The sequence below is a fragment of the Leptobacterium meishanense genome (assembly GCF_037645805.1).
In the GTDB taxonomy this organism is placed as follows: Bacteria; Bacteroidota; Bacteroidia; order Flavobacteriales; family Flavobacteriaceae; genus Leptobacterium_A; species Leptobacterium_A meishanense.
In genome coordinates, this window is sequence record NZ_JBBEXE010000010.1 from 21,339 (window position 1) to 46,608 (window position 25,270).

At 37.2% G+C, this 25,270-nt stretch carries 21 protein-coding genes; 8 read left to right on the forward strand and 13 right to left on the reverse strand.

Annotated features, from left to right (window positions below; genetic code table 11):
- Positions 1-3 precede the first annotated feature (3 nt).
- Positions 4-1,107, forward strand: coding sequence for an ABC transporter permease (locus tag WBG21_RS10615; RefSeq protein ID WP_340077707.1), 1,104 nt, complete (start codon positions 4-6; stop codon positions 1,105-1,107).
- Here the strand turns inward: WBG21_RS10615 and rodA are convergent, their stop codons facing one another.
- From rodA to WBG21_RS10650, 7 genes are all read right to left on the reverse strand, one after another.
- Positions 1,108-2,388 carry a rod shape-determining protein RodA gene (rodA, locus tag WBG21_RS10620; RefSeq protein WP_340077709.1) on the reverse strand — a complete coding sequence of 427 codons (1,281 nt, stop codon included), beginning with the start codon at positions 2,386-2,388 and terminating at the stop codon, positions 1,108-1,110.
- Complete coding sequence (gene mrdA, locus WBG21_RS10625) at positions 2,381-4,252, reverse strand: penicillin-binding protein 2 (RefSeq protein WP_340077711.1); 1,872 nt, start codon at positions 4,250-4,252, stop codon at positions 2,381-2,383. Before mrdA ends, rodA begins: the two co-directional genes overlap by 8 nt.
- Positions 4,249-4,674, reverse strand: a complete 426-nt coding sequence (locus WBG21_RS10630) for a rod shape-determining protein MreD (protein WP_340077713.1) — start codon at positions 4,672-4,674, stop codon at positions 4,249-4,251. Before WBG21_RS10630 ends, mrdA begins: the two co-directional genes overlap by 4 nt.
- 73 nt (positions 4,675-4,747) lie before the next feature.
- Complete coding sequence (gene mreC, locus WBG21_RS10635; RefSeq protein ID WP_340077715.1) at positions 4,748-5,572, reverse strand: rod shape-determining protein MreC; 825 nt, start codon at positions 5,570-5,572, stop codon at positions 4,748-4,750.
- Positions 5,573-5,587: 15 nt separating this feature from the next.
- A complete protein-coding gene (locus WBG21_RS10640) occupies positions 5,588-6,616 on the reverse strand; it encodes a rod shape-determining protein (protein WP_340077717.1) in 1,029 nt (342 codons plus the stop codon).
- A 63-nt stretch (positions 6,617-6,679) separates the two neighbouring features.
- Positions 6,680-8,206: a bifunctional phosphoribosylaminoimidazolecarboxamide formyltransferase/IMP cyclohydrolase gene (gene purH, locus WBG21_RS10645; RefSeq protein WP_340077719.1), complete on the reverse strand. Its 1,527-nt coding sequence runs from the start codon at positions 8,204-8,206 to the stop codon at positions 6,680-6,682.
- A gap of 82 nt (positions 8,207-8,288) precedes the next feature.
- Entirely contained in the window at positions 8,289-8,744 is a 456-nt protein-coding gene (locus tag WBG21_RS10650) for a GAF domain-containing protein (protein WP_340077721.1), read from the reverse strand.
- 135 nt (positions 8,745-8,879) lie between these two features.
- On the opposite strand from WBG21_RS10650, the gene WBG21_RS10655 reads away from it, so the two are divergent.
- The 7 genes from WBG21_RS10655 (at position 8,880) to WBG21_RS10685 (ending at position 20,068) form a co-directional block, all read left to right on the forward strand.
- Positions 8,880-9,290: an HYC_CC_PP family protein gene (locus WBG21_RS10655; RefSeq protein ID WP_340077723.1), complete on the forward strand. Its 411-nt coding sequence runs from the start codon at positions 8,880-8,882 to the stop codon at positions 9,288-9,290.
- A gap of 124 nt (positions 9,291-9,414) precedes the next feature.
- Positions 9,415-13,170, forward strand: coding sequence for an efflux RND transporter permease subunit (locus WBG21_RS10660; protein ID WP_340077725.1), 3,756 nt, complete (start codon positions 9,415-9,417; stop codon positions 13,168-13,170).
- Positions 13,167-14,393: a TolC family protein gene (locus WBG21_RS10665; RefSeq protein ID WP_340077727.1), complete on the forward strand. Its 1,227-nt coding sequence runs from the start codon at positions 13,167-13,169 to the stop codon at positions 14,391-14,393. The genes WBG21_RS10660 and WBG21_RS10665 overlap by 4 nt, the downstream gene beginning before the upstream one ends.
- A 93-nt stretch (positions 14,394-14,486) precedes the next feature.
- The gene (locus WBG21_RS10670) at positions 14,487-16,247 is read left to right on the forward strand and encodes an efflux RND transporter periplasmic adaptor subunit (protein ID WP_340077729.1); all 1,761 of its coding nucleotides are present in this window, start codon (positions 14,487-14,489) and stop codon (positions 16,245-16,247) included.
- Positions 16,248-16,266: 19 nt separating this feature from the next.
- Positions 16,267-16,839: a DUF3347 domain-containing protein gene (locus tag WBG21_RS10675; protein WP_340077731.1), complete on the forward strand. Its 573-nt coding sequence runs from the start codon at positions 16,267-16,269 to the stop codon at positions 16,837-16,839.
- A 4-nt stretch (positions 16,840-16,843) separates the two neighbouring features.
- Positions 16,844-19,222: a heavy metal translocating P-type ATPase gene (locus tag WBG21_RS10680; protein ID WP_340077733.1), complete on the forward strand. Its 2,379-nt coding sequence runs from the start codon at positions 16,844-16,846 to the stop codon at positions 19,220-19,222.
- Between the two features lie 93 nt (positions 19,223-19,315).
- Entirely contained in the window at positions 19,316-20,068 is a 753-nt protein-coding gene (locus WBG21_RS10685; RefSeq protein WP_340077735.1) for a PepSY domain-containing protein, read from the forward strand.
- A 35-nt stretch (positions 20,069-20,103) separates the two neighbouring features.
- Here WBG21_RS10685 and groL read toward each other — a convergent pair whose 3' ends face one another.
- The 6 genes from groL to WBG21_RS10715 form a co-directional block, all read right to left on the reverse strand.
- Positions 20,104-21,744: a chaperonin GroEL gene (gene groL / locus WBG21_RS10690; RefSeq protein WP_340077737.1), complete on the reverse strand. Its 1,641-nt coding sequence runs from the start codon at positions 21,742-21,744 to the stop codon at positions 20,104-20,106.
- Between the two features lie 41 nt (positions 21,745-21,785).
- Complete coding sequence (locus WBG21_RS10695) at positions 21,786-22,064, reverse strand: co-chaperone GroES (protein ID WP_340077739.1); 279 nt, start codon at positions 22,062-22,064, stop codon at positions 21,786-21,788.
- A gap of 144 nt (positions 22,065-22,208) precedes the next feature.
- Complete coding sequence (gene secG, locus WBG21_RS10700) at positions 22,209-22,559, reverse strand: preprotein translocase subunit SecG (RefSeq protein ID WP_340077741.1); 351 nt, start codon at positions 22,557-22,559, stop codon at positions 22,209-22,211.
- Positions 22,560-22,579: 20 nt separating this feature from the next.
- Positions 22,580-23,404 carry a hypothetical protein gene (locus tag WBG21_RS10705; protein WP_340077743.1) on the reverse strand — a complete coding sequence of 275 codons (825 nt, stop codon included), beginning with the start codon at positions 23,402-23,404 and terminating at the stop codon, positions 22,580-22,582.
- An 18-nt stretch (positions 23,405-23,422) separates the two neighbouring features.
- Positions 23,423-23,926, reverse strand: coding sequence for an LptE family protein (locus WBG21_RS10710; protein ID WP_340077745.1), 504 nt, complete (start codon positions 23,924-23,926; stop codon positions 23,423-23,425).
- A gap of 21 nt (positions 23,927-23,947) precedes the next feature.
- The gene (locus WBG21_RS10715; protein WP_340077747.1) at positions 23,948-25,207 is read right to left on the reverse strand and encodes a sigma-54 interaction domain-containing protein; all 1,260 of its coding nucleotides are present in this window, start codon (positions 25,205-25,207) and stop codon (positions 23,948-23,950) included.
- Positions 25,208-25,270 lie beyond the last annotated feature (63 nt).

Sequence of the window (25,270 nt, forward strand, 5' to 3'; positions counted from 1 at the left end):
TACATGGAGTTCTCAAACTCATTAACACAACTAACGCCCCAAAAGTTTAAGAAAAACTTTTGGGGCGTTCTTAGTTTAGCGATAATCCTTTTTTATGGTTTTATTGCAATTTTTGCATACACATTGGCTCCGGACAATTCTAAAAATGCCAATCAAATGCATATATCTATTCATTCCAAGAAACCCGGATTTGAAGTAAAGATGCTCACAATACCATCACAAACTAATGAAAAGCAACCCGTTATTGATAAAATATTTTTTGGAACAAAGAATAATAACACAGAGATTCCAATAAGTGACTATAGAATAGTAGAAAATACATTATACTATACAGAATATGCCCCATCCGGCAGAGGACTTGAAAAAGAAATTCCTTTGGGAAGTTTTTCAAAAAACATACCTAAAGAGGCAATAGCATTAACCTATATAAAGAATAAAAAGTTTTTTTTAGGAACGGATAAATACGGTAGGGATATGCTTAGCAGGATGTTGATAGGTACCCGAATTTCTTTTTCTATTGGTTTTGTTGCTGTACTGATTTCGTTACTAGTTGGATTGTTCTTGGGAGCTCTTGGAGGATATTATGGAGGAAAAATAGACGCTTTGATTATGTGGTTAATCAATATTGCATGGTCTATCCCTACACTTTTATTGGTTATTGCAATAACACTGGCTTTAGGAAAAGGTTTTTGGCAAGTATTTATTGCAGTTGGACTCACAATGTGGGTAGAAGTAGCCCGTGTGGTCCGGGGGCAGGTAATAAGCGCGAAAGAAATGCAATATGTTACTGCAGCAAAAGCATTAGGATTTAAAGACACGCGTATTATTTTCAATCATATACTTCCTAATATTATGGCACCTGTAATTGTAATTTCAGCAGCAAATTTTGCTGCGGCAATTCTTATCGAAAGTGGCTTGAGTTTTCTTGGGATAGGAGCACAACCACCTATGCCAAGTTGGGGAGCTATGATAAAAGATCATTATAATTATATAATATTAGGCAAACCATATTTAGCAATTATCCCCGGATTAGCGATTATGACACTGGTAATGGCTTTTATGTTTATGGGCAATGCGCTTAGGGATACTTTAGATGTAAAAAGCTAATTATTTCCATTCGTTGAGCCTATTGGCATCTACCTTTAGAAAGATAAAAAGAAGAATTGTAAAACCCCAGAGGGCAGACCCTCCGTAGCTAAAAAATGGCAATGGAATCCCGATAGTTGGCAATAGGCCTATGACCATACCGATATTTACAGTAAAATGGACAAATAGAATTGCGGTAATACTATAACCAAAAACTCTACCAAAGGATGTTTTTTGTCTCTCAGCTAAGAAAATGAGCCGTAATAATAACACAGTAAATAAAATGATAACTACAATACTTCCAATAAATCCCCATTCTTCACCAACGGTGCTAAATATATAATCTGTATGCTGCTCAGGGACAAAATGTCCTTTTGTACGGGTACCTTCCAAATATCCTTTTCCCGTGAACCCTCCGGAGCCTATGGTGGTTTCTGATTGATAAGTATTATAACCAATAGTCTTTCGTATTTGATCTAATTTTTCAGGGTCTTTTTCTAGTCTTAGCCATAAAGAAAATCGATCCCTATGTCGTTGTTCAAAAACATTGTCATAAATAAATTGTACAGAAAAGGAAAATCCTATAGCGACGATCAATGCAATGAACAATGGAAACACTGGCACTTTTTTTTCTGCTCGCTTCCTAAATGAATAGAAGATAAAAAGAATTATTGCAGCACTAAAGGATACAAGTGCCGGTCCAAAAATTAGTGTAGCTACAAAAAGGACTATAAAAATAAATCCTATCAGGATATATAAAGGAGAAAGTCCTTCCCTATGTAATGGAAATAGAAAAGCGGTAAATACTAAGGCGCTGCCAGGGTCAGGTTGAAGCGCAATAAGCAGCGCCGGTAATGCGATAATTAAAAATGAAGCAAATTGATCTTTAAACTTGTTTAAATTTGTTTGAATATTGCTAAGATGTTTTGCAATGAGGAGTGCTGTCGTAGTTTTTACAAATTCAGCTGGTTGAATAGTGATTCCTCCAATAGCATACCATGATGTAGCTCCATTCACATTTTTTCCAAAAAGAAAAAGCCCTAATAAAGAAATAATACCCAGTAAATAAAAAATATTAGAAAAGCGTTCATAAAACTTTACTTCTAACGCTAAGATTAAAACAATTAAAATACTACTTAGAATTATAAACAACAACTGTTTCCCATATGGTTGGCTCATATTAAAGATCCCGGTACTCTCATCACTTATGGTGGCTGCATAAATGTTTAACCACCCTATAAATACAAGTAAAAAATAAAGGAGTACGGTAAGCCAATCTATTCTTGGAATGAGCTTATTCATTTATTTTGAAGGGTTTTCCACTATATGGTTTGGCATATTCTTCTTCAAGGCTTTTTGTTAGCATTAACCACTCTAAGTCAGTTCGGGAAATAGCCCCTTTGATATGTTTTTCAATCATTAATGAAGCAATGGGCCCTGCATACCTTGCTCCCCAGTAACCGTTCTCAACAAATACAGCAATAGCAATCTTTGGGTCTTCTACTGGTGCAAAAGCAACAAAAATAGAGTGATCGGTCAGCTGAACTCTTTTGCCGTCTATTTTAGTAAAATTCTCTGCAGTTCCGGTCTTGCCTGCTATGTTTATACCTTTTACCTGTAATCCTTTTGCAGTCCCTTTTTTATATACATCATACATGCCTTGCACAACAGGTTCAAAATGCGCTTTCTTAATAGTTGTTCTTTTAGGAATAGTATAACTAGCATTATTAATGGGATTGTCATCAATTTTTTTAATGATATGTGGCGTATAATAGAACCCTCTATTAGCGATAGCTGCTGTAATATTTGCTAATTGGATAGGTGTGGTGAGTACTTCACCTTGTCCTATGGCATTGGACATGGTATTGGTTGCAAACCAATGATTTTCACCATAGACATCATTATATAGTCGGGGTCCGGGAACTTTTCCGGATTTTCCCACTGGAAGGTCATAACCAAGATAATCTCCGAGGCCAAAGCTTTTTACATGCTTCTCCCATACTTTCATACCTTCTTGGGAAGAAGGGTATTTTTCAATGACTCTTCTATAAGCATTTCCAAAATAAGTGTTGCACGATTTGTAGATACCCCTGTTCATATTGCTTTGTGCACGATACCCATCATTACAATGGCATCGCATAAAAGCATTTTTTCCATACCGGAACCCACCATAACAGGTAAAAGAAGTTTCTGTAGTAACCACACCTTCTTCTAAGGCAATTAGGGCATTTAGTGTTTTAAAAGGAGATCCGGGGGGGTATAATGCTAAAAGCCCTCGATCGTAAAGAGGTTTTGCGATGGAATCATAATAAAGCTTTGTGTAATTTTTAGAGCGCTTTCGGCCTACTAACAATGCAGGATCATATGTAGGGGCAGAAATCAATGCTAAAATCTCTCCTGATTTTGGATCCAGTGCAACAATACCTCCTCGTTTATTTTCCATTAACTTCTCACCATAAGCTTGTAAATTGGCATCAATAGTTAAGGTTATATCTTTACCGCGTACAGGTAATGTGTCATACATACCTTCTTTAAAAGGCCCAATATCCCTGTTGAATCGATCTTTTTGAATGAATTTTACACCTTTACGCCCCCTTAAAACATCTTCATATTGTTTTTCTACACCTTGTCGCCCTATCAATTCTCCTGATTGATAGTAAGAGTTGTTTTTGAGATCCCTGTCATTTACTTCACTAATATATCCTAAGATATTGGCGGCAATATTTGTATTGTAATAGCGAAGTGACCGTTTTTGAATATAAAACCCTTCATATTTGCGCATCTTCTCTTGAAGTATGGCATATTCTTCTTTTGATAATTGAGGCACAAATACAGAAGGTAGTCGGGGAGAATATGATTTTGCTTTGGAAAGCTGTTTAATGAACACTTCTTTAGAAATATTTAATAATGTACAAAACTCAAGCGTGTCAAGTGTTTTTACATCTTTCGGGATTACCATTACATCGTATGCAGGTTGATTGGCAACCATTAAAGCTCCGTTTCGGTCATATATATAACCTCTTTCAGGGTAATCATATATTGATTTAATGGCAGTATCCTCTAAAATATTTCCTACGGGGGGATTGATAAGCTGCAAATAAGAAAGCCTGCTTATATAAATAGTAGCAATGATAATTATAATAGATGACAACAATAGTTTTTTCATGATCGTTTTCTTGCAAAGAAAGGAATCGCCAACAAACAAACAAAAAGTGTAAAAACACTAGAAAATAACGTTTTTTTAAGGATTGTAAGTATATCCGTAAAGCTAAAAATTTCTAATGAGAAGAGAATTAAATGATGTGTTAAAATTAAGATACTCAAATATGCCAAGCGTTGTCCTAAAGGAGTATTGGCGATCTTAATATTTTGGTGTTCTATAATGGTGCCAAAAGAGAAATTTATGATTATAGGTCTCATATAGGCAACACAGAGACAGGCTGTAGCGTTGATCCCTCCACTATTTCCAAAAAAATCAAGGATAAGTCCCATTACAAAAGAAGAAATAAGAAATAGTGTCCTGTTATCATCCTTTACGGGATATAGAATGATAAAAAGGATATAAACATAAGGATTGATATATCCCATAAAATTAATGTTATTGAATATGAGTATCTGAGCAGACAAAAGGACTACAAAACGAATAATATTTATAGTGGTTTCATTCCTCATTACTATATGCCTCTAATTTTTTGATCTCATCAGTATGTTTATTCTCAATGATATATACATAACTTATATTGGTCATATCATTGAAGAGCTTCACATTTATTGTATAGTAATTTTCAGAAATATCAGGATTAAAATCTTGAATCGTTCCTATTAGGATTCCTTTTGGAAATATAGTGGACATTCCTCCGGTAATAATGGTATCACCTACTTTAACAGGGGCTAGAGATGGAATATCCGTAAGTTGTACTATGGTGTGGTCTTTTCCATTCCACTTAAGTGTTCCAAAGTGACTGGTGTTTTGAAGTTGAGCATTGATTTCCGATAATGAATTCAGGACAGATTGAATTACAGCATAGTTTTTGGAAGTATTATCTACAATTCCAACAATACCCTTAGATGTTATAACTCCCATATCTTGTTTTATACTGTCTTTTTCTCCTTTATCGATGGTAATATAGTTCTTAGTCTTTGCATAGCTGTTGTGAATAACAGTGGCAGTTTTCACATTGTATAGATGAGGGGAGAAAGCCTTGGGTGTATTTATGGAGTCGCTAAATGTATCGTTGTTTATTAGCAGACTACGAAGTCTTTTATTTTCCTCGATTAAAGTTTGGTTGGTTTCTTTCAGGTCAAAGTACGCATAAACGTTATTTACAGAATTATATATACTGCCGGTAAACCAGTTGGCTGAGGTTATGAATTTACTTTTATGATATGAGTGTGATTGGAATGTAAATACAAGCGATAAAGACAATAAAAAAATAAATAAAAAGAAATTTCTGTTTCTTATAAAGAAGCTTATAATGTTCAGCATGCCATTCTAACCGTCTTACTTGATGAGGATACTTTTATATTTTTCTATATTCTTGAGAGCAATACCTGTTCCCCGAACAACTGCTCTTAATGGATCTTCTGCGATGAATACAGGGAGGTCTGTTTTTTGTGAAAGGCGTTTGTCCAACCCTTTTAACATAGAACCTCCACCTGCTAAATAAATCCCTGTATTGTATATGTCAGCAGCAAGCTCGGGAGGTGTTTGTGACAAGGTTTCCATTACAGCATCTTCTACCCTTAAAATAGACTTGTCTAATGCTTTGGCTATTTCTCTCCAAGTAGTGGAAATTTGCTTAGGCTTTCCGGTCAACAAATCCCTTCCCTGAACGCTCATTTCATCCGGAGGGGTTTCTAAATCTTCAGTAGCAGCTCCAATTTGTATTTTAATATTTTCTGCAGTAGTTTCACCGATATACAAGTTGTGCTGTGTACGCATGTAATAAATAATATCATTCGTGAAAACATCTCCTGCAATTTTAACAGATTTGTCACAAACAATTCCGCCAAGGGCAATAACTGCAATCTCTGTAGTTCCTCCCCCAATATCAATAATCATATTTCCTTTGGGCTGCATAATATCCAATCCGATACCAATAGCTGCCGCCATAGGCTCATGGATGAGGTACACTTCTTTCGCATTTACACGCTCTGCAGATTCCTTTACCGCACGCATTTCTACTTCTGTAATTCCGGAAGGAATACAGATAACCATTCTCAGAGAGGGTGTAAACCATTTTTTCTTTAGGGCAGGAATGTTTCTAATAAACATATTGATCATCTTTTCAGATGCATCAAAATCTGCGATAACACCATCTTTTAATGGTCGGATAGTTTTTATATTCTCATGAGTTTTTCCTTGCATCATATTAGCTTCACGGCCTACGGCAATAATTTTTCCGCTGGCACGGTCTCTGGCAACTATAGAAGGGCTGTCAACTACGACTTTATCATTATGGATGATAAGTGTATTTGCAGTTCCTAAATCGATAGCTATTTCTTCAGTTAAGAAGTCAAAAAATCCCATGTAACTCTTTGTTTATTAGTGTTATCCTGTTTTTAAAAAATGATGGTTTTCAAAGGTACTAAATTAATGTTTAAAATGACGGATGCTTGTAAAGACCATCGCCATATTATTTTCATTGCAATAATCAATGCTTAGCTGATCTTTGATAGATCCTCCGGGTTGAATGACTGCTGTAATACCTGCTTTATGTGCAATTTCTACACAATCGGGAAATGGAAAAAATGCGTCACTTGCCATTACAGCTCCCTTCAAATCAAAACCAAAAGACGTCGCTTTTTCAATGGCTTGCTTCAAAGCATCTACTCTGCTTGTCTGACCCGTTCCACTAGCAATAAGTGTATTGTCTTTTGCCAATACAATAGTGTTTGATTTTGTGTGTTTACATATTTTGGAGGCAAATAATAAATCAGCTATTTGAGTTTCAGAAGGCTTGGTTGTTGTAGGGTAGGTTAAGTTTTCCTTAGCATCGGTAATCAAGTCTTTATCTTGAACTAATATGCCATTGAGTGAAGTGCGGACTAGTTGTGTTGGAAGCTCAAGCACTTTTTGAACCATGATAATCCGGTTCTTTTTTCCTTTAAGGATTTCTATAGCTTCTTCTGAAAAAGAAGGGGCTATCACTACTTCGCAGAAGAGTTTGTGTATTTCCTCAGCTGTCTGAGCATCAATAGGTGTATTCGAAATCAAAATTCCACCAAAAGCAGATACTGAGTCTCCAGCTAGTGCATCAAGATAAGCTTGTTTAATCGTATTTCGGGTCGCTATTCCACAGGCATTGTTATGTTTTAAGATAGCAAAAGTGGGCGGAGCCTCTCGGAATTCTGCCATTAAGTTAACGGCTGCATCTACATCTAACAAATTGTTATATGACAATTCTTTTCCATGGAGCTTGTCAAATAGAGCTTCAAAATCCCCAAAAAAGAACCCTCTTTGGTGTGGGTTTTCTCCATACCGAAGGACTTTTCCTTTTGTAATACTGGCTTTGTAAACTAATTCTTCTTCATTAAAATAATTAAAAATAGCGGTGTCATAATGTGATGATACATTAAAGGCCTTTGCAGCAAAACGCTTTCTGTCCGCTAAAGAGGTTGTGCCACTTCCATCAGCTATCAATTTCAAAAATTCAGCATAATCTTCTACGGAAGCCACACACATAACATCCTTAAAATTTTTAGCAGCAGCCCTAATGAGGGAAATACCGCCAATATCTATTTTTTCAATAATATCTTGTTCTGAAGCACCACCCGCCACTGTTTTTTCAAACGGATATAAATCCACAATCACAATATCAATTTGAGGGATTTGGTATTGCTCCAGCTCAGCAACATCCGTATGGTTATCCTGTCGGTTAAGGATGCCTCCGAATACTTTTGGGTGCAATGTTTTTACCCTTCCTCCCAAGATAGATGGATAACTGGTAACGTCTTCCACTGGAACGACATCAATGCCCAATTCACGGATAAACTTTTCAGTCCCTCCAGTTGAATATAAAGTAATTCCAAGCGCATCTAATTTTTGAACGATAGGAGCCAGTCCATCTTTATTGAAGACGGAAATTAAGGCAGATGTTGCCAATTTTAAATCTGTCATTATTACGGTATTGTGATCGGTTGCAAAAATAGTTTTTTTGCTTCAATATCAGAGAGCTATATAGAATAAATCACTACAAAAATTATAAAATACCCGCTACTTTTTCATTTACAAATTCCAGAAACTGTTCATCTGCTTTCGTAAAAGGGTTTAAAGTGTGGGAGTCGATGTCAATTTGCCCAATATTTTCACCATTGACAAATAATGGAATAACGATTTCCGATTTAACATCAATACTACAGGCAATATAATTATCCTGCCCTTTTACATCCGGAACCACAAAATTTTGATTGGAAATGGCTACCTGCCCGCAAATTCCTTTTCCAAAAGGAATGATAGTATGGTCTGTTGGCTCACCAGCGAAAGCCCTGAGCTTTAATTCATCCTTATCCCCATTTTTAAAATAAAAACCTACCCAATTATAATACGGAACAGAAGACCGTAACAATTCGCAAATGGCAGTTAACCGCTCATTAACGGGAGTTTGAGAGTTGTTTAATAACTCAGAAACTTTTTGTTTTAGTGTTTCAAAACTCATAGCTTGTTTTTCTTTTTAACAAAAGTATTTAAAAAAGAACACTAAATGAAGCAGGATGTCCTATTAAGCTAACTGATTGTTAATGAAACCATAAAAACAATCAATATTGTAAATATTTACTACTTTTGTTTTAGCATGAAGCAGTTATTTCATAAAATAGCGGCATTTTCAATGGCACTTTTGGTGCTTATTTCTACGGTTTCCTTTACTGTAAGCAGCCATTATTGTGGTACGTATTTAGTAGATAAGGCAGTATTCTCAGAAGCACATAAATGTGGTATGGAGAAAGACCTTTCTCCTATTGAGGCTTGTGAGGTTACCAAAAAATCGTGCTGTAAAGATGAAGTAACCCACGTGAAAGGGCAAGATACGCTAGACAAAATCTCTCATGATGTAACTTTCCAAAAAATGTTTTTAGAAGTATTTGTGTATAGTTATGTCAATCTTTTTGAAAGTTTAGACCAGTATATTATCCCGTTTAAAGAGTACTCACCGCCACTTCTGGTGAGAGATGTCCATTTGCTGGACGAAGTTTTTCTTATTTGATTTTAATGTTATTGTTTTTAGAGCAACATGCTTAAAAAAGTATGTGCTTTTGTCATTTTGACCCCGATGTCTATCGGGAGAGAAATCTATGTTTGTCGATAAGCATTAAACCATTTAAGAAGCTATGTTAAACAAAATCATCCGATATTTTTTAGAAAACAGGTTAATTACCATTCTATTGCTCTTAATATTTATGGGCTGGGGATTGATAACGTCTCCTTTTAATTGGGATACCGGTTTTCTTCCTAAAGACCCTGTTCCTGTCGATGCCATTCCTGATATTGGTGAAAACCAACAAATTGTTTTTACGCGTTGGGAAGGCCGTTCTCCTCAGGATATTGAGGATCAGATAACGTATCCACTAACTTCGGCATTATTAGGGGTTCCGGGAGTAAAATCCATTCGGAGTTCTTCCATGTTTGGATTCTCTAGCATTTATGTTATCTTCAATGAAGAAGTCGAGTTTTACTGGTCGCGCTCCCGATTATTAGAAAAGTTGAATGCACTTCCGGCAAATCTGCTTCCTGATGGTGTACAACCTTCATTGGGGCCAGATGCAACTGCATTAGGGCAAGTATATTGGTACACATTGGAAGGGCGAGACTCCTTGGGAAATGTTACCGGAGGTTGGGATTTGCAGGAACTCCGTAGCATTCAGGATTTTTATGTGAAATATGGTCTGGCAGCCACAGATGACGTTGCTGAAGTGGCTTCTATAGGAGGTTTCGTGAGAGAATACCAAATTGATGTCAATCCGGATGCATTACAAGCCTTTAACATAGGTATTGACAAAGTCCTGAAAGCTGTAAAAAATACCAATCGGGATACCGGGGCAAAGACTATTGAAATTAATAAAGCCGAATATTTGGTAAGAGGTTTGGGCTATATCAAATCAACAGAAGATATTGAAAAAACGGTGGTAACTGTTCAAGATAACAAACCCATACTTATTAAAGATATCGGAGTGGTTACCGTAGGCCCGGCATCAAGAAGAGGGATACTAGATAAAGAAGGGGCTGAGGTGGCAGGAGGAGTTGTTGTAGCACGTTATGGGGCCAACCCATTGGAAGTGATTACCAACGTAAAGAAAAAGATCAAAGCGATTGCTCCGGGGATGCCTGAGAAAATATTGGCAGATGGCACAAAAAGCAAATTAACTATTGTTCCTTTTTATGATCGGACACAACTCATCAATGAAACCATCGCAACTCTGGAAGAAGCCCTTTCCGAAGAAATCTTGATAAGTATTATTGTAATTATTGTACTGGTTTTTAACCTCAGGGCTTCCGTACTCATATCAAGTTTGCTCCCCATAGCGGTACTCATGGCATTTATCATTATGCGTTATACAGGGGTAGATGCCAATGTAGTGGCACTCTCTGGTATTGCCATTGCTATTGGTGTAATGGTAGATGTGGGGATTGTTTTTACGGAGAATACCATTCGTCATTTGGAAAAAGAACCGAATAAAGGAGCTGGGAAAGAAAAATTACAAACAATTATTTATAAGGCTACTGTAGAAGTAGCACCAGCAGTGATTATTGGATTGGCAACAACAGTGGTGAGTTTCCTCCCTGTATTCTTTATGGAGAATGCTGAAGGAAAATTGTTTAAACCATTGGCTTTCACTAAAACTTTTGCCCTTACCGCTTCTTTTATTTTAGGGATTGTTGTATTGCCAACGCTCTCATATATGATATTTTCTTTGGATTTAAGAAAAAGACGTATAGCAAGGATATGGAACTTTTCATTAATGGTTTCCGGAATTGTACTATCACTGGTGTTTTCTATGTGGCTTCCATTGGCATTAACAGTTATTGGAGCTAAAAACGTTTTTCAACATAAACTCCCCGCATATTTTGGGAAACATTCTAATGAAATCACATTGGGAATTGTTTTGCTAACTACGGTTTTTTTCTTGACTAAAGGCTGGTTGCCACTGGGAGATGAAAATAACATGCTGGTCAATTATGTTTTTGTGGTTTTCATGGTAGGGAGCACATTAGGGGTTCTTTATGCAATTATATACTTCTACGAGCCTATCTTGAAATGGTGCCTGAAAAACAAAGGTAAATTTCTGCTGATTCCATTAATGACTATTCTGTTAGGAATTATGATATGGCAAGGAGCTCCAAGAATGTTAGGGTTTGCCGTTTCAGGTTTTGATAAAATAGGGATTAATATTAAAAACACATCATTTTGGCAATCCATATCAAAGACATTCCCCGGAGTAGGAAAAGAATTTATGCCTTCATTAAACGAAGGAAGCTTTTTGTTAATGCCTACTTCTATGCCGCATGCAGGGATAGAAGAAAACAAGCGGATATTACAACAATTAGATATGGCGTTGGCCAACATTCCTGAGGTAGCACTGGCCGTAGGGAAGTTAGGACGAGTAGAAAGCGCACTCGATCCGGCACCTATCTCCATGTATGAAAATATAATTAATTACAAACCTGAATACCTTACTTTGGGCTCGGGGAAAAAAGGGATGTTCAAAACAGATAGAAAAGGACGGTTTATTCTAAAGTCTGGAGATACACTCACCAATAAAGAAGCAATTCTATATAGGGCAACGGAGAAAGATTTAATTCTTGATAAGAACGGAAAATATTTCAGGAATTGGCGTTCACATATTAAAAGTCCCGATGATATTTGGAATGAGATTGTTAAGGCGACCCGTTTGCCCGGAGTTACCTCTGCACCAAAGTTGCAGCCTATAGAAACCCGCTTGGTAATGTTACAAACAGGTATGCGTGCCCCTATGGGGATTAAAGTGTATGGCCCTGACTTAGAGACTATTCAAGATTTTGGATTCAAGTTAGAGCAGTTGTTAAAAGAAGTTCCTTCTGTAAAAACAGAAGCTACTTTTGCCGATCGTGTAGTAGGAAAACCGTATCTGCAACTGGATATAGACAGAGATGCAATTTCCCGGTACGGATTGCATGTTGAAGACGTTCAAAGAGTGATAGAAACAGCCATTGGAGGGATGCAAATAACCACAACGGTGGAAGGCAGGGAACGTTTTCCGGTAAGGGTACGTTATCCTCGTGAGCTGCGTGATACACCTGAGAAGCTAGAAAAAATACGTGTACCTACACCATCAGGAGCACAAATACCATTGGGGGCATTGGCCACAATAGAGTACCTTAGAGGGCCACAAGTTATTAAAAGCGAGGATACCTTCTTGACCGGCTATGTCCTTTTTGATAAAAAAGAAGGCTACTCAGAAGTGACGGTGGTAAACGATGCGGCTTCCTATATCCAAAAAAGCATAGCTTCAGGGGCGTTAAAAGTCCCCAAAGGAGTAAGTTATAAATTTTCAGGAAGTTATGAAAATCAAGTACGTGCTACAAAACGCCTATCTATTGTTATTCCGTTAAGTTTACTAATTGTTTTTATGCTCCTGTATTTTCAATTTAGAACAGTAATTGCCTCTGCTATTCATTTCTCAGGGGTCTTTGTTGCCTTTGCCGGTATAAATATGCGCGATTTATTTCAAATGCACACCATCAATTTGAGTGTAGCAGTATGGGTTGGTTTTATTGCGTTGTTTGGTATCGCTACGGACGATGGCGTATTGATGGGGACCTATATCCATCAGGTTTTTGAAGAAAAACAACCCAAAACAGTCCCTGCTGTACGGGCTGCTGTTCTAGAAGCAGGGCAGAAGCGCGTCCGTCCGGCCATTATGACAACAGCAGTCACCATTATCGCATTATTACCTGTATTGACCTCTACAGGAAAAGGCGCTGATATTATGGTGCCCATGGCAATACCTACAGTAGGGGGTATGACAATTCAGTTAATGACCATGTTTGTAGTACCGGTATTGCAAGCTTATTGGAGAGAAACCATTCTAAAAAAGAAAAAAGTATGAAATCGAAAACCATTCTAATTTTCCTGTTCATAGCCGGATTTTCATTTTCACAGAATTTGGAAGGTTACCTAAAGATTGCTGTTGAAAACAATCCAGAACTCAAAGCGGCCTATGCTACGTTTGAAGCTGCTATGCAACAAGTACCACAGGCAAGTAGTTTACCTGATCCGGTATTTTCTTTTAGCGTACTGGGAGAAATGGCGGAAACGCGTGTAGGCCAACAACAAGCACGTTTTTCGCTGATGCAGCAATTCCCTTGGTTTGGTACCTTAACGGCTAAAAAAGATGTGGCTAGCTCCATGGCAGCCTCCAAATTTCAAGAATACTTGAATATCAAAAATGAATTGTTATTCAAGGTTAAAGCTGCCTATTATGAAGTGTATGAATTGCAGGAGACTATTAAATATCAGGAAGAAAACCTTAAAATCATAGCATCGCTAAAAGAATTGGCATTGAGCAAGTTCAAAAATGGAAAAGCAGCAATGATAGATGTTATCCGCGCAGATATGTTATATAACGATGCGAGTACAGGATTAGCAGTGTTAAAGACAAAACAACGCCTTTTAGCAGCCAATTTCAACACATTGCTCAACAGGGATATAGAGGCAACAGTTAATGTTTCAGGATTTACAATGGCCGATATACTTCCTGTAAAAGATAGAGGAGTGGAATTGAATGAACATCCGTTAGTAAAAATGACTGACGATAAAATAGCCTCAGCTATAGCACAAGAAAATGTTGCCGTAAAGAGTGGATTGCCAAAAATTGGTGTGGGTGTTGAATATGGAATTGTTGCTAGGCGGACAGATGTAGCCATTACAGATAACGGAAAAGACATGTTCATGCCCATGGTTTCAGTATCACTCCCTATTTTTAGAAAGAAGTACAAGGCTGCTAAAAAAGAAGCGTCCTATAAAAAAGAAGCCTATGAGCACATGAAAGAAGCAATTCAGGATAAATTGATAGCTGACTATGAGGAAACGGTATTTGAAATGGAAAATACGGTACAATTAATGGCACTTTATGAGAAGCAAATAAAAAATGCCGAACAGTCCGTTCAATTATTGTTAAAAGCATATAGTACGGCAACTTCTGAATTTGAAGAACTGTTAAAAATGCAGCAACAACTTTTAAAATACCAACTAGCAAAAACAACTACACTTAAGAAATATCATACAGCAGTAGCTAATTTGGAATACCTGAACACAACATCAGAAAAATGATGAAAACACCAAATGAACAGAAATCTCTTGAAATTGGTAAAAGCATATTTGTTAGTGAATAGAATGAGAAATAGATAAAATAAAAACAAGAAAATGAAAATAGAAACGAAACAGCTCATAATCATATTGATAACATTGATAGTTGGAGTTATTCTAGGAAGTGTTTTTTTTGGGAGAACTCCTGAAAAAGAAGGGCTAAACAATAGTATGACAACCGAAGCGCATCATGATATCTGGACCTGCTCTATGCATCCACATATACAATTAGAAGAACCGGGGCAGTGCCCTGTCTGTGGGATGGACCTTATTCCTTTGGAAGAAGAGACACCTCTTTTTGACCCCAATGCTATTCAAATGACCGAAACAGCTATGAAACTGGCCAACGTACAGACAGTACGTATAGGCCATGAAGAAATCTCCAAACAGCTTCGGTTAAATGGGAAAGTAGTAGCTGATGAACGTAAAATATATGCACAATCAACACATATTTCAGGTCGGATAGAACGATTAATGGTCAATTTTGAAGGAGAATCGGTGAGAAGAGGACAGGCTTTAGCAGAGGTTTATTCCCCTGAACTCGTAACAGCCCAGGAAGAACTGCTTCAGGCATACACCATCAAAGATGCACAACCGGAATTGTTCAATGCAGCAAAAGAAAAACTCCGGAATTGGAAAATAGGGGCATCTCAGATCGATAGAATAGTAACCGCAGGAAAACCAATAGAACGTTTTACCATTACTGCAGACATAAGTGGCATTGTAACTGCTAAAAAGGCAGTGTTGGGCGATTATGTGCAACGTGGTATTCCACTGTATGAAATAGCGGATCTATCCAAACTTTGGATTGTATTTGATGTGTATGAACGAGATATTCCATGGATAAAAATAGGTGATGAAGTTAATTATACCATTTCATCAATCCCTGGAGAAATAGTTACAGGAAAAATTACTTTTATAGATCCTGTTATAAACCCAAAAACAAGAGTAGCGAAAGCACGTATAGAAGTTTTAAACAAAGAAAACCGTTTAAAACCGGAAATGTTTGTATCAGGAGTGGTTACAAATAAAATGACCAATACCAATAAGAAGGAATTAATACTTCCTAAAAGTGCTATTATGTGGACAGGAGAGCGGTCTATTGTGTACGTGAAACAAACTTCGGGAAATATTCATGAATTTGTGCTTCGCGAGGTGGTTTTGGGGCCGTCTTTGGGAGATTCGTACCTCGTAAAACAAGGATTGGATGTAGACGAAGAAGTGGTGGTTAACGGAACTTTTACAGTAGATGCAGCCGCACAATTAGCAGGAAAGCCCAGTATGATGAACCCGGAAGGAGGAGTTTCCATAAATGAGCATAATCATGGAACCTCTCATATTGAACAGAAAGAACAATTACCAATTGTGATAACTAAAGAAACTAAAACAGCATTAGAAAAGATAGTAACCCAATATGCCAATGTGAAAGATGCTTTGGTAGCTACAGATTTAGAGCGTACAAAAGAAAACATAAAAAAATTTCAAAGCACGATTGATCAAACAGATATGAAATTATTTTTAGGAGAAGCACATATCGTTTGGATGCCCTTGGAACAAAGACTAAAGACCCATATTAAAGCAATTAGCGAAAAAGCGGCTATTGATGAAGTAAGGGAGGTATTTGATGAACTATCCGAAACTATCATAGAAATAGCCACTGTATTTGGACCATTTTCCAGAACTTTGTATGTACAGTATTGCCCTATGGCAAAACAGAATAACGGGGCTTATTGGCTTAGTTTGTCAAATGAAATAAGGAACCCTTATTTCGGAGACGCCATGCTTACCTGTGGAGAAGTAAAAAATGAAATTAAATAACTATAAAAACTAAATAAAAATGAGAAAGCAATTAATTATATGTAGTATCGCTATAGTAACCGGATTTTCATCTTGCAAAGAAAAAAAAGAAGAAAAAATTATTACGGTAGAGCAAAACCACCATGAAGAACCCATGGATCATAATAAAGAAAAAAACCATGATAACATGCATCATGAAGAAACCGCAGCTTTGTCTTTTAGCGACCCCAAGATCGCAAACGTGTATGGACACTATATCCATATAAAAAAAGCGTTGGTGTTTACAGAAGCCAAAGAAGCAAAAAGTGGTGCAAAAATGTTGGTAAAAGCCCTTTCAGAAGTGCCCAATAACGAAGCTGCTTTAAAAGAAGCTAAAAAAATTGAAGCATCAGGTGATATAGAAGTGCAACGTGTGGCATTTTCACCTTTATCAGCTGAAATCAATAAACTGATAGAAGGAAAAATAACCTCAGGGGCCGTCTATAAACAATATTGCCCCATGGCGTTTGATTTTAAAGGAGCGTATTGGCTGTCTTCAGAATCAGAAATAAAAAACCCTTACTTTGGCGATAAAATGCTAAACTGTGGAGAGGTAAAAGACACCATTCAATAATTGAATGAAACATACCTATCACATACATGGAATGACATGTAATGGCTGTAGAGAGCATGTAGAGGATGCGCTGAACAGTGTAAAAGGAGTTGTTTGTGCAGCGGTTGATTTAAAAAATGCTTCTGCTACCATTGAAATGGATACACACGTTTCCTTAAAAAAGCTGCAAGAAAGTTTAACCCAAGCAGGAGGAAACTATACCATTGCACTGTTGGGGGAGAAGGGAACTTTTCAAAAAAATAAATCAAAACCAACAGAAACCGGGGTTTATTATTGCCCTATGTATTGTGAGGGTGACAAAACGTATGATACAGCAGGAGATTGCCCAGTATGTGGTATGGATTTAGTTCCTTTAGAAATAGATGGTTCCGAAGAAAAGAAAACGTACAATGCACTTCTCAAAAAGTTTAAAGTAGCAGTAGCATTTACGCTCCCCATTTTTATCATCGCTATGTCAGAGATGATTCCGGGCAATCCTTTTGAAAAAGCAATGAAAATTGTTTATTGGAACTGGGTGCAGTTTGCATTATCTATTCCTGTAGTGTTTTATGCTACCTGGCTGTTTTTTGAAAGAGCCTACCGCTCTATCGTTACCCGGAGACTGAATATGTTTACTTTGATAGGTATCGGTGCCGGTGCGGCATGGCTTTTTAGTGTTGTTGCCTTATTGGTTCCTGATGTGTTTCCTGATCAATTCAAAACCCCCAATGGTACGGTGCACATATATTTTGAAGCAGCTACCGTTATTTTAACATTGGTATTGTTGGGACAATTATTAGAAGCTCGTGCACATAGCCGTACCAATGCTGCTATCAAAGAATTACTCAAACTAGCTCCTAACACAGTAACACGCATCCGTAATGGAAAAGAAGAAGTAATTGCATTAAATGCAATTCATAAAAGGGATGTGTTGCGTGTAAAACCAGGAGAAAAAATCCCGGTAGATGGAAAAATCATAGAAGGCAACAGTAGTATTGATGAATCCATGATTACCGGAGAGCCTATCCCTGTAAATAAAAAAGAAGGAGATGATGTAAGGTCTGGAACCATTAATGGGAACAAAACCTTTATCATGAAAGCTGAAAAAGTAGGTGATGAAACCTTACTAGCCCAGATTATTAAAATGGTCAATGAAGCTAGCCGTTCAAAAGCCCCCATACAGAAGTTAGCAGATGTGATTTCCGCTTATTTTGTTCCCATAATTATTGGAGTGGCAGTAATTACCTTCTTCATATGGAAACTATATGGGCCAGAGCCTTCTTATGTATATGCCTTTGTAAATGCCATTGCCGTATTGATCATTGCGTGTCCTTGTGCATTAGGATTGGCCACTCCCATGTCGGTAATGGTAGGTGTTGGAAAAGGGGCACAATCCGGTGTGTTGATTAAGAATGCGGAAGCCTTAGAGAAAATGAACGAGATAGATACCCTTATCATAGATAAAACAGGAACGGTTACCGAAGGAAAACCCTCCGTTGAAAATGTAGTTACCATACAAAGGGTAATTGATGAAATGAACATGGTTCAATATATAACTTCTCTAAACAACGTTAGTGAGCACCCTTTAGCGAAAGCGACCGTTGCCTACGGAAAAACCCGAAATGTAATACCTTTTGAAGTAAAAGATTTTGAAGCATTGACCGGAAAAGGAGTTGTGGGAAAAGTTCAAAATAAAAAAATTGCCTTAGGAAATGTAGCATTGCTCAACAGCATGAATGTTACTATTGCTGATGAGGTGAGAGAAGAGGTGGCTAAAGAACAGCAATTGGGTAAAACGGTCTCCTATGTAGTGGTTGAGAATATGTTGGCAGGGTACATAATTATTTATGATGCCATCAAAAGTGGAAGTAAAAAAGCTATTGAAAAACTGAAAGAAGAAGGAATGGAAGTGATCATGCTGACAGGGGACAATAAAACAACAGCTAAAGCAGTAGCCGATACATTGGAGTTAACTAATTATAGAGCCGAGTGCCTTCCTGAAGACAAACAAGAGGAGGTTAAACAATTACAAGCTAAAGGAAAAAAGGTAGCGATGGCAGGAGATGGGATCAATGATGCACCCGCACTAGCACAAGCTGATGTGGGGATTGCTATGGGTACCGGAACAGATGTAGCTATTGAAAGTGCCTCTATTACATTATTAAAAGGTGATTTAGAAGGTATTTTAAAAGCGAGAAAGCTAAGTCATAAAGTAATGCGAAACATCAAACAAAATTTATTCTTTGCATTGGCCTACAATACATTGGGTGTTCCGGTGGCAGCCGGGCTGTTATATCCTGTGTTTGGTGTGTTGTTATCGCCCATGATTGCCGCTTTAGCCATGAGCTTTAGTTCGGTTTCCGTGATTGCAAATGCATTGAGGTTGCGAAGTGTAAATATTTAGTATAAATTAAAATTATTAGAATTGTCATTTCGACTGTAAGGAGAAATCTCAATTTTTAATGGATGCTTATAAAGATTCAACAATTATAATTTTATGGTAGGAAGAAAAACATCCTTACGGATACGAAAGATACATCGTTACTTAGGTTTATTTCTCGGAGTTCAATTTATTTTTTGGACGTTGGGAGGGCTTTATTTTTCATGGAGCAATATGGATGAAATTCATGGGGATACCTATAGAAATCCGTCTAGTTATTTAAATGCTTCCGATTCGTTAGTTTCCCCGAGTTTAGTTATTCAAAAAATATCTGAAAAGGTTTCAGTTGATAGTTTAAAAAGTGTACAACTTATAGAAATACTAGAAAAACCTGTTTACAGAATTCATTATTTTTCAGAAGGAAAAGTAGTTGCCCAATTGGCAGATGCATCATCGGGAGTACTTCGGAGTTCTTTAACAAAGGAAGAAGCAGTATTAATGGCACAACAAGCATTTAAACCCCATAATATGGTTGAGTCAGTGGAATATCTAACAGCTACAGGAAAGCACCATGAATATAGAGCGCGGAGCTTGCCTGCTTGGGCAGTAACTTTTGAACATCCGTCAAGGACAACCATTTATATCGCAGCTGAGGAAGGGGTTATAGAACGTTTCAGAAACCGTAACTGGCGTATTTTTGATTTTTTCTGGATGATGCACACGATGGATTATGAGGGAAGGGACCATTTTGGGAATTGGTTACTTCGCGCCTTTTCTATATTAGGTTTTGTAACTGTATTTTTTGGATTTTTGTTATGGTTTGTTACATCACCCACAATTAGAAAAGCGATAAAAACTAAAAAGCCTTGAGAATATCAAGGCTTTTAATGATCTATTAGATGGTATTACATCATTCCCGGCATTCCGCCACCACCCATTGGAGGCATTCCGCCTGCGGGGTTATCTTCTTTAATATCTACTAAAGCACATTCGGTAGTAAGGATCATTCCGGCCACAGAAGCGGCATTCTCCAAAGCAACTCGGGTTACTTTTTTAGGATCAATAATCCCTGCTTTTAGCATGTTTACATATTCTTCAGATTTAGCATCGTATCCAAAATCATTTTTGCCTTCCAATACTTTAGCAATTACTACAGAACCTTCGCCACCTGCATTTTCTACAATGGTCCTAAGAGGGGATTCTATAGCACGGGCAACGATTTGTACGCCTGTGGCTTCATCTTCATTAATGGTTTTTACTTTGTCAAGTACAGCTTTCGCCCTTACTAAAGCTACACCACCGCCGGCTACAATACCTTCTTCTACGGCTGCTCTTGTAGCATGGAGTGCATCATCTACACGGTCTTTTTTCTCTTTCATTTCTACTTCAGATGCAGCACCTACATAAAGAACAGCTACCCCTCCGGCCAATTTGGCCAGACGCTCTTGAAGTTTTTCTCTATCATAATCAGATGTAGTAGTTTCTATCTGAGCCTTAATTTGATTCACCCGAGCCTTAATGTTTTCAGGGTCACCGGAACCATTTACGATGGTAGTATTGTCTTTGTCAATAGCTACTTTTTCAGCAGTTCCAAGCATATCCAAAGTGGCATTTTCTAGTGTAAAGCCTCTTTCTTCAGAAATTACAGTACCTCCGGTTAATATGGCAATGTCTTCTAACATTGCTTTTCTTCTGTCACCAAATCCGGGTGCCTTTACAGCAGCTACTTTTAATTGTCCTCTTAGTTTGTTGACAACTAAGCCTGACAGTGCTGTTCCTTCAAGATCTTCTGCAATGATAAGTAATGGTTTTCCTGACTGGACAGCTTTGTTTAGGATTTCTACAAAACTTTCATCAAGGTTGGAGATTTTTTTATCTGTAATAAGGATTAACGGATTTTCCAGTTCAGTGACCATTTTCTCCGCATCAGTCACAAAGTATGGAGAAATGTAACCACGATCAAACTTCATCCCTTCTACTACATCTACGTACGTCTCGGTTCCTTTAGCTTCTTCTACTGTAATTACCCCTTCTTTACCAACTTTTTCAAAAGCTTGTGCTATTAGGTCTCCGATATTGCCATCATTGTTTGCAGAGATGGCGGCTACTTGTTTTATTTTTTCTGAGGAATCGCCTACAGCAGTAGCTTGTTTTTCCAAATCCTTTACGATACTTTCTACAGCTTTATCAATACCTCTTTTAAGGTCCATTGGATTGGCACCTGCAGCCACATTTTTCAGGCCTTCTTTTACAATTGCCTGTGCTAAAACTGTAGCAGTTGTAGTTCCGTCACCTGCCAAATCATTGGTTTTAGAGGCTACTTCTTTTACCATTTGTGCTCCCATGTTTTCGGTAGCGTCTTCTAATTCTATTTCTTTAGCAACGGTAACACCATCTTTTGTAACGGTGGGTGCTCCAAAGGACTTACTAATGATTACATTGCGCCCTTTTGGCCCTAATGTTACTTTTACAGCATTGGCCAGTGCATCTACACCTTTTTTAAGGCCATCACGTGCATCGATGTCAAATTTTATATCTTTTGCCATTTTTCTTGGTTTTTTAATTAAAAGTCTGAGTTTTTAAGTTATTAGATGATGGCTAGAATATCACTTTCACGCATCATCAGATAGTCAGTGCCTTCTAGTTTTAGTTCTGTTCCTGAATATTTTCCGTATAGTACAGTATCACCAATTTTAACAGTCATTGGGTCATCTTTAGTTCCGGGACCTACTGCTACGACAACTCCCTTTTGTGGTTTTTCTTTTACCGTGTCGGGGATAATAATACCTGAAGCGGTGGTGGTTTCTACCGGAGCAGGTTCTACAAGAACCCTGTCTGCTAGTGGTTTAATATTTAGTTTAGCCATTATGAAGTAATTTTTAATTGATTAATTTTTTCGTGTTTATATTGACAGAAATTATGCCAATCACCATATAACCTGACAAAGCGATAAAAAAAATGCCAGCTTGTCATTTTGCCGGCATTTGTATATTTATGTATCATGTAAGTTTTACTCGGTGGTTGTAGAATCCGTCACAGTTGAAGGGATTTCAGCAGGGCTTGTTTCAGGAACGGTATTCTCAATGTTTTCATTATCTAATAGTTTAGAGTCTGTATTAGAATTACCTGATTTTATAGTAATATTTGAAAGTAGTATTAATGCCCCTAATAAAGTTGCCAATGTCCATGTGCTCTTATCTAAGAAGTCGCCTGTTTTTTTAACGCCTCCTACAATTTGACTGCCTCCACCCCCGAATGATGATGACAACCCGCCACCCTTAGGATTTTGTACCATGATGACTAGTACTAATAAAAAGGCTACAATAATTATCAAGACCAAAAAAATTGAAAATGTACTCATCTCTTGTACCTGTTATTTTTTTACTGTAATTTTTCTATTGCTCGAATTTGGTCTGCAAAGAAACCACTTTTTTCCGGATATTTCAAACTTAAAATTTTATAAGCTTGTATTGCTTTTTTATATTTTTTTTGTTCCAGATATACTTTTGCCAATGTCTCTGTCATCAACTCATCCGGTATTATTTGATGTGTTTCAGCTAAATTTTTATTGGAAGTAGCTTCTTTATCGGGAACTATTTTAGGGTTGGTTTCTATAAATTTATCAATAAGTTCAAATTTTTTATTTTTTGGTGCAATCGGTTTTTTTTGTTCTTTTTTATTTCTTTGAATGAGCTTGGTTTCTGTAATTCTTAACCATTCAATAAAAGGATGTTTTTCATTTTTTTTAAAAGTTATAGGTTTTCCTACTTGTAAAGTTTCCTCTGGAGTTCTTGATTTTTCTTTAATAACTTCTTTTTTCTTAAAGAGATGAGGGTCTAGCACGGCATCAGCTTCCTTTTTAGTCCCTAAATATATCTTTTGAGCAGTTGTTTTTTCTTTTGAACCAGTTGTTTTTGACCGCTCTTTTAATTGATTTGTTTGGATGGTATTTGCTACTTCATGTTGAAGGAACTTTTCAGAAGTGATAAAATCAAACAATACGGTTCGGTCTGTGGTATGAGCAGCGGTATTTTTTAATGCTTCGTTATATTTATGACTGTTCTGATTTTTCAATGCTTTTAGATAAATGGACCTTGCAGCCTGGAAGAAAGGATAATCTTTAATGACATCTTCTAAGTAAGGAACATGCTCTTTTGTTACTTTTTCTGGATATTGAATTAAGGATGTAAAATCGTTTTTATCCATTATAAATCTATATAGTCTCTACCAATCGGCAAGAGAGGCATTAAAAATGTCTTGTGTTAAACGGTCAAAAATAGCTTCAAAAGCAGTTTGTTTTATGGTGTTTATCTGAGTTGCGGCAGGATAGTCAAAAAAGAATGAAAAGCGCCTTTCAAAATCTTTACCCTCCTCCAAATTGTTTATGTACCTTACATTTACGGCAATAGTAAGCCTGTTTTGGGCGGCTGTTTGATTGGCTGTGGCACTGTTGGGTGAAATCCGATAGTCCACAATTTCTCCTTCATAAACAAGATTTCCATTGGCATTGACAAGATCTAAATTAGTCTGACTTAGAATAACGTCCTGTAATGCAAGTGTAAAATCCCGATCTAATCCGGGTTCTATAACAGGAGCATTGTTTTGAAAAAAGTTAACTTGGAAGGTTTTTGCGTTCCCTGTGCTCCCCCCTGTAAAATTGTACACACCACATCCATGGAAAATAAAAATAAAAAGTATAATGTACAAAAAATGCGTTGCTCGATTCATACGGTAAATATATTCAACAAATTACAAATCATACTGTTTTATTTTTCTGTAAAGTGTTCTTTCGGAAATACCTAGTTCGGAAGCAGCTGCTTTTCGCTTGCCTCTATTGCGTTCCAATGCTTTTTTAATGAGTTCTATTTCTTTTTCTTGTAAAGAAAGGGTTTCTTCTTCCTCAATTTCTTCAGCAAAGTGATATTTATCTTCTCTAGAGGCAACAGGGTCTTCTGTTTTTTCAGGGATGTGAACAACTTCTACAGGGTCTTCTGCATTTTCATACGGAATGGTTTCTTCATCATTTCCATAGATTTTTTGAATGAGGCTTTGATTGTCTTCTTGTACCTTTTTGTTATCGCCAGTTTGCATGAGCTGCATCGTAAGCTTTTTCAGGTCGTTCAAATCACTTTTCATATCAAACAACACTTTGTACAAAATTTCACGTTCATTGCTAAAATCACTTTCAGATTTTCCATTACTTATTATGGCAGGCAAATTGCTTTGTGTTCCTGGAAGGTAACTGGCTAAGGTATTTGCACTAATGGTTCTCTTTTCTTCCAATACAGAAATTTGTTCTGCTACATTTCGAAGTTGCCGTATATTTCCGCTCCATCGATATTTCAATAATGAAGCTACAGCATCTTCTTCTAACCGTATGGAAGGCATTTTATATTTTTGGGCAAAATCAGCTGCAAACTTTCTGAACAATAGATGGATGTCTTCTTTTCGTTCGCGCAATGGTGGTAACAAAATTTCAACAGTACTCAACCGATAGTACAAATCTTCTCTGAATTTTCCTTTTTTAATGGCTTCAAACATATTGATGTTGGTGGCAGCTACAATTCGTACATTGGTTTTTTGCACTTTTGACGAACCTACTTTGATGAACTCACCATTTTCGAGTACACGTAATAACCTTACTTGTGTGGTTAGGGGGAGTTCACCTACTTCATCTAGAAAAATGGTCCCTCCGTCAGCTTCTTCAAAATAACCACTCCTAGTTCCCGTAGCTCCGGTAAAAGACCCTTTTTCATGCCCAAACAATTCACTATCGATGGTCCCTTCAGGAATAGCTCCACAGTTCACAGCGATGTATTTACCATGTTTACGGTGTGAGAGCGAATGAATTATTTTTGGAATGCTCTCTTTACCAACACCACTTTCTCCGGTAACCAATACGGAGATGTCAGTGGGGGCTACTTGAATGGCTTTTTCAATAGCTCTATTGAGTTTAATGTTGTTTCCAATAATTCCGAAACGTTGTTTTATAGCTTGAACAGATTCCATGTTTTATAAAGTCAATATTCTTATGTTATCTCAACCGAAGGGAGTGATTGGTCTATTCGTAAT

What these genes read in the sequence shown, in the direction of transcription:
- WBG21_RS10615 (WP_340077707.1), top strand. Translation starts at nt 4, where the DNA reads ATGGAGTTCTCAAACTCATTAACACAACTAACGCCCCAAAAGTTTAAG.
- rodA (WP_340077709.1), bottom strand. Translation starts at nt 2,388, where the DNA reads ATGAATAAGCTCATTCCAAGAATAGATTGGCTTACCGTACTCCTTTAT.
- mrdA (WP_340077711.1), bottom strand. Translation starts at nt 4,252, where the DNA reads ATGAAAAAACTATTGTTGTCATCTATTATAATTATCATTGCTACTATT.
- WBG21_RS10630 (WP_340077713.1), bottom strand. Translation starts at nt 4,674, where the DNA reads ATGGGATATATCAATCCTTATGTTTATATCCTTTTTATCATTCTATAT.
- mreC (WP_340077715.1), bottom strand. Translation starts at nt 5,572, where the DNA reads ATGCTGAACATTATAAGCTTCTTTATAAGAAACAGAAATTTCTTTTTA.
- WBG21_RS10640 (WP_340077717.1), bottom strand. Translation starts at nt 6,616, where the DNA reads ATGGGATTTTTTGACTTCTTAACTGAAGAAATAGCTATCGATTTAGGA.
- purH (WP_340077719.1), bottom strand. Translation starts at nt 8,206, where the DNA reads ATGACAGATTTAAAATTGGCAACATCTGCCTTAATTTCCGTCTTCAAT.
- WBG21_RS10650 (WP_340077721.1), bottom strand. Translation starts at nt 8,744, where the DNA reads ATGAGTTTTGAAACACTAAAACAAAAAGTTTCTGAGTTATTAAACAAC.
- WBG21_RS10655 (WP_340077723.1), top strand. Translation starts at nt 8,880, where the DNA reads ATGAAGCAGTTATTTCATAAAATAGCGGCATTTTCAATGGCACTTTTG.
- WBG21_RS10660 (WP_340077725.1), top strand. Translation starts at nt 9,415, where the DNA reads ATGTTAAACAAAATCATCCGATATTTTTTAGAAAACAGGTTAATTACC.
- WBG21_RS10665 (WP_340077727.1), top strand. Translation starts at nt 13,167, where the DNA reads ATGAAATCGAAAACCATTCTAATTTTCCTGTTCATAGCCGGATTTTCA.
- WBG21_RS10670 (WP_340077729.1), top strand. Translation starts at nt 14,487, where the DNA reads ATGAAAATAGAAACGAAACAGCTCATAATCATATTGATAACATTGATA.
- WBG21_RS10675 (WP_340077731.1), top strand. Translation starts at nt 16,267, where the DNA reads ATGAGAAAGCAATTAATTATATGTAGTATCGCTATAGTAACCGGATTT.
- WBG21_RS10680 (WP_340077733.1), top strand. Translation starts at nt 16,844, where the DNA reads ATGAAACATACCTATCACATACATGGAATGACATGTAATGGCTGTAGA.
- WBG21_RS10685 (WP_340077735.1), top strand. Translation starts at nt 19,316, where the DNA reads ATGGTAGGAAGAAAAACATCCTTACGGATACGAAAGATACATCGTTAC.
- groL (WP_340077737.1), bottom strand. Translation starts at nt 21,744, where the DNA reads ATGGCAAAAGATATAAAATTTGACATCGATGCACGTGATGGCCTTAAA.
- WBG21_RS10695 (WP_340077739.1), bottom strand. Translation starts at nt 22,064, where the DNA reads ATGGCTAAACTAAATATTAAACCACTAGCAGACAGGGTTCTTGTAGAA.
- secG (WP_340077741.1), bottom strand. Translation starts at nt 22,559, where the DNA reads ATGAGTACATTTTCAATTTTTTTGGTCTTGATAATTATTGTAGCCTTT.
- WBG21_RS10705 (WP_340077743.1), bottom strand. Translation starts at nt 23,404, where the DNA reads ATGGATAAAAACGATTTTACATCCTTAATTCAATATCCAGAAAAAGTA.
- WBG21_RS10710 (WP_340077745.1), bottom strand. Translation starts at nt 23,926, where the DNA reads ATGAATCGAGCAACGCATTTTTTGTACATTATACTTTTTATTTTTATT.
- WBG21_RS10715 (WP_340077747.1), bottom strand. Translation starts at nt 25,207, where the DNA reads ATGGAATCTGTTCAAGCTATAAAACAACGTTTCGGAATTATTGGAAAC.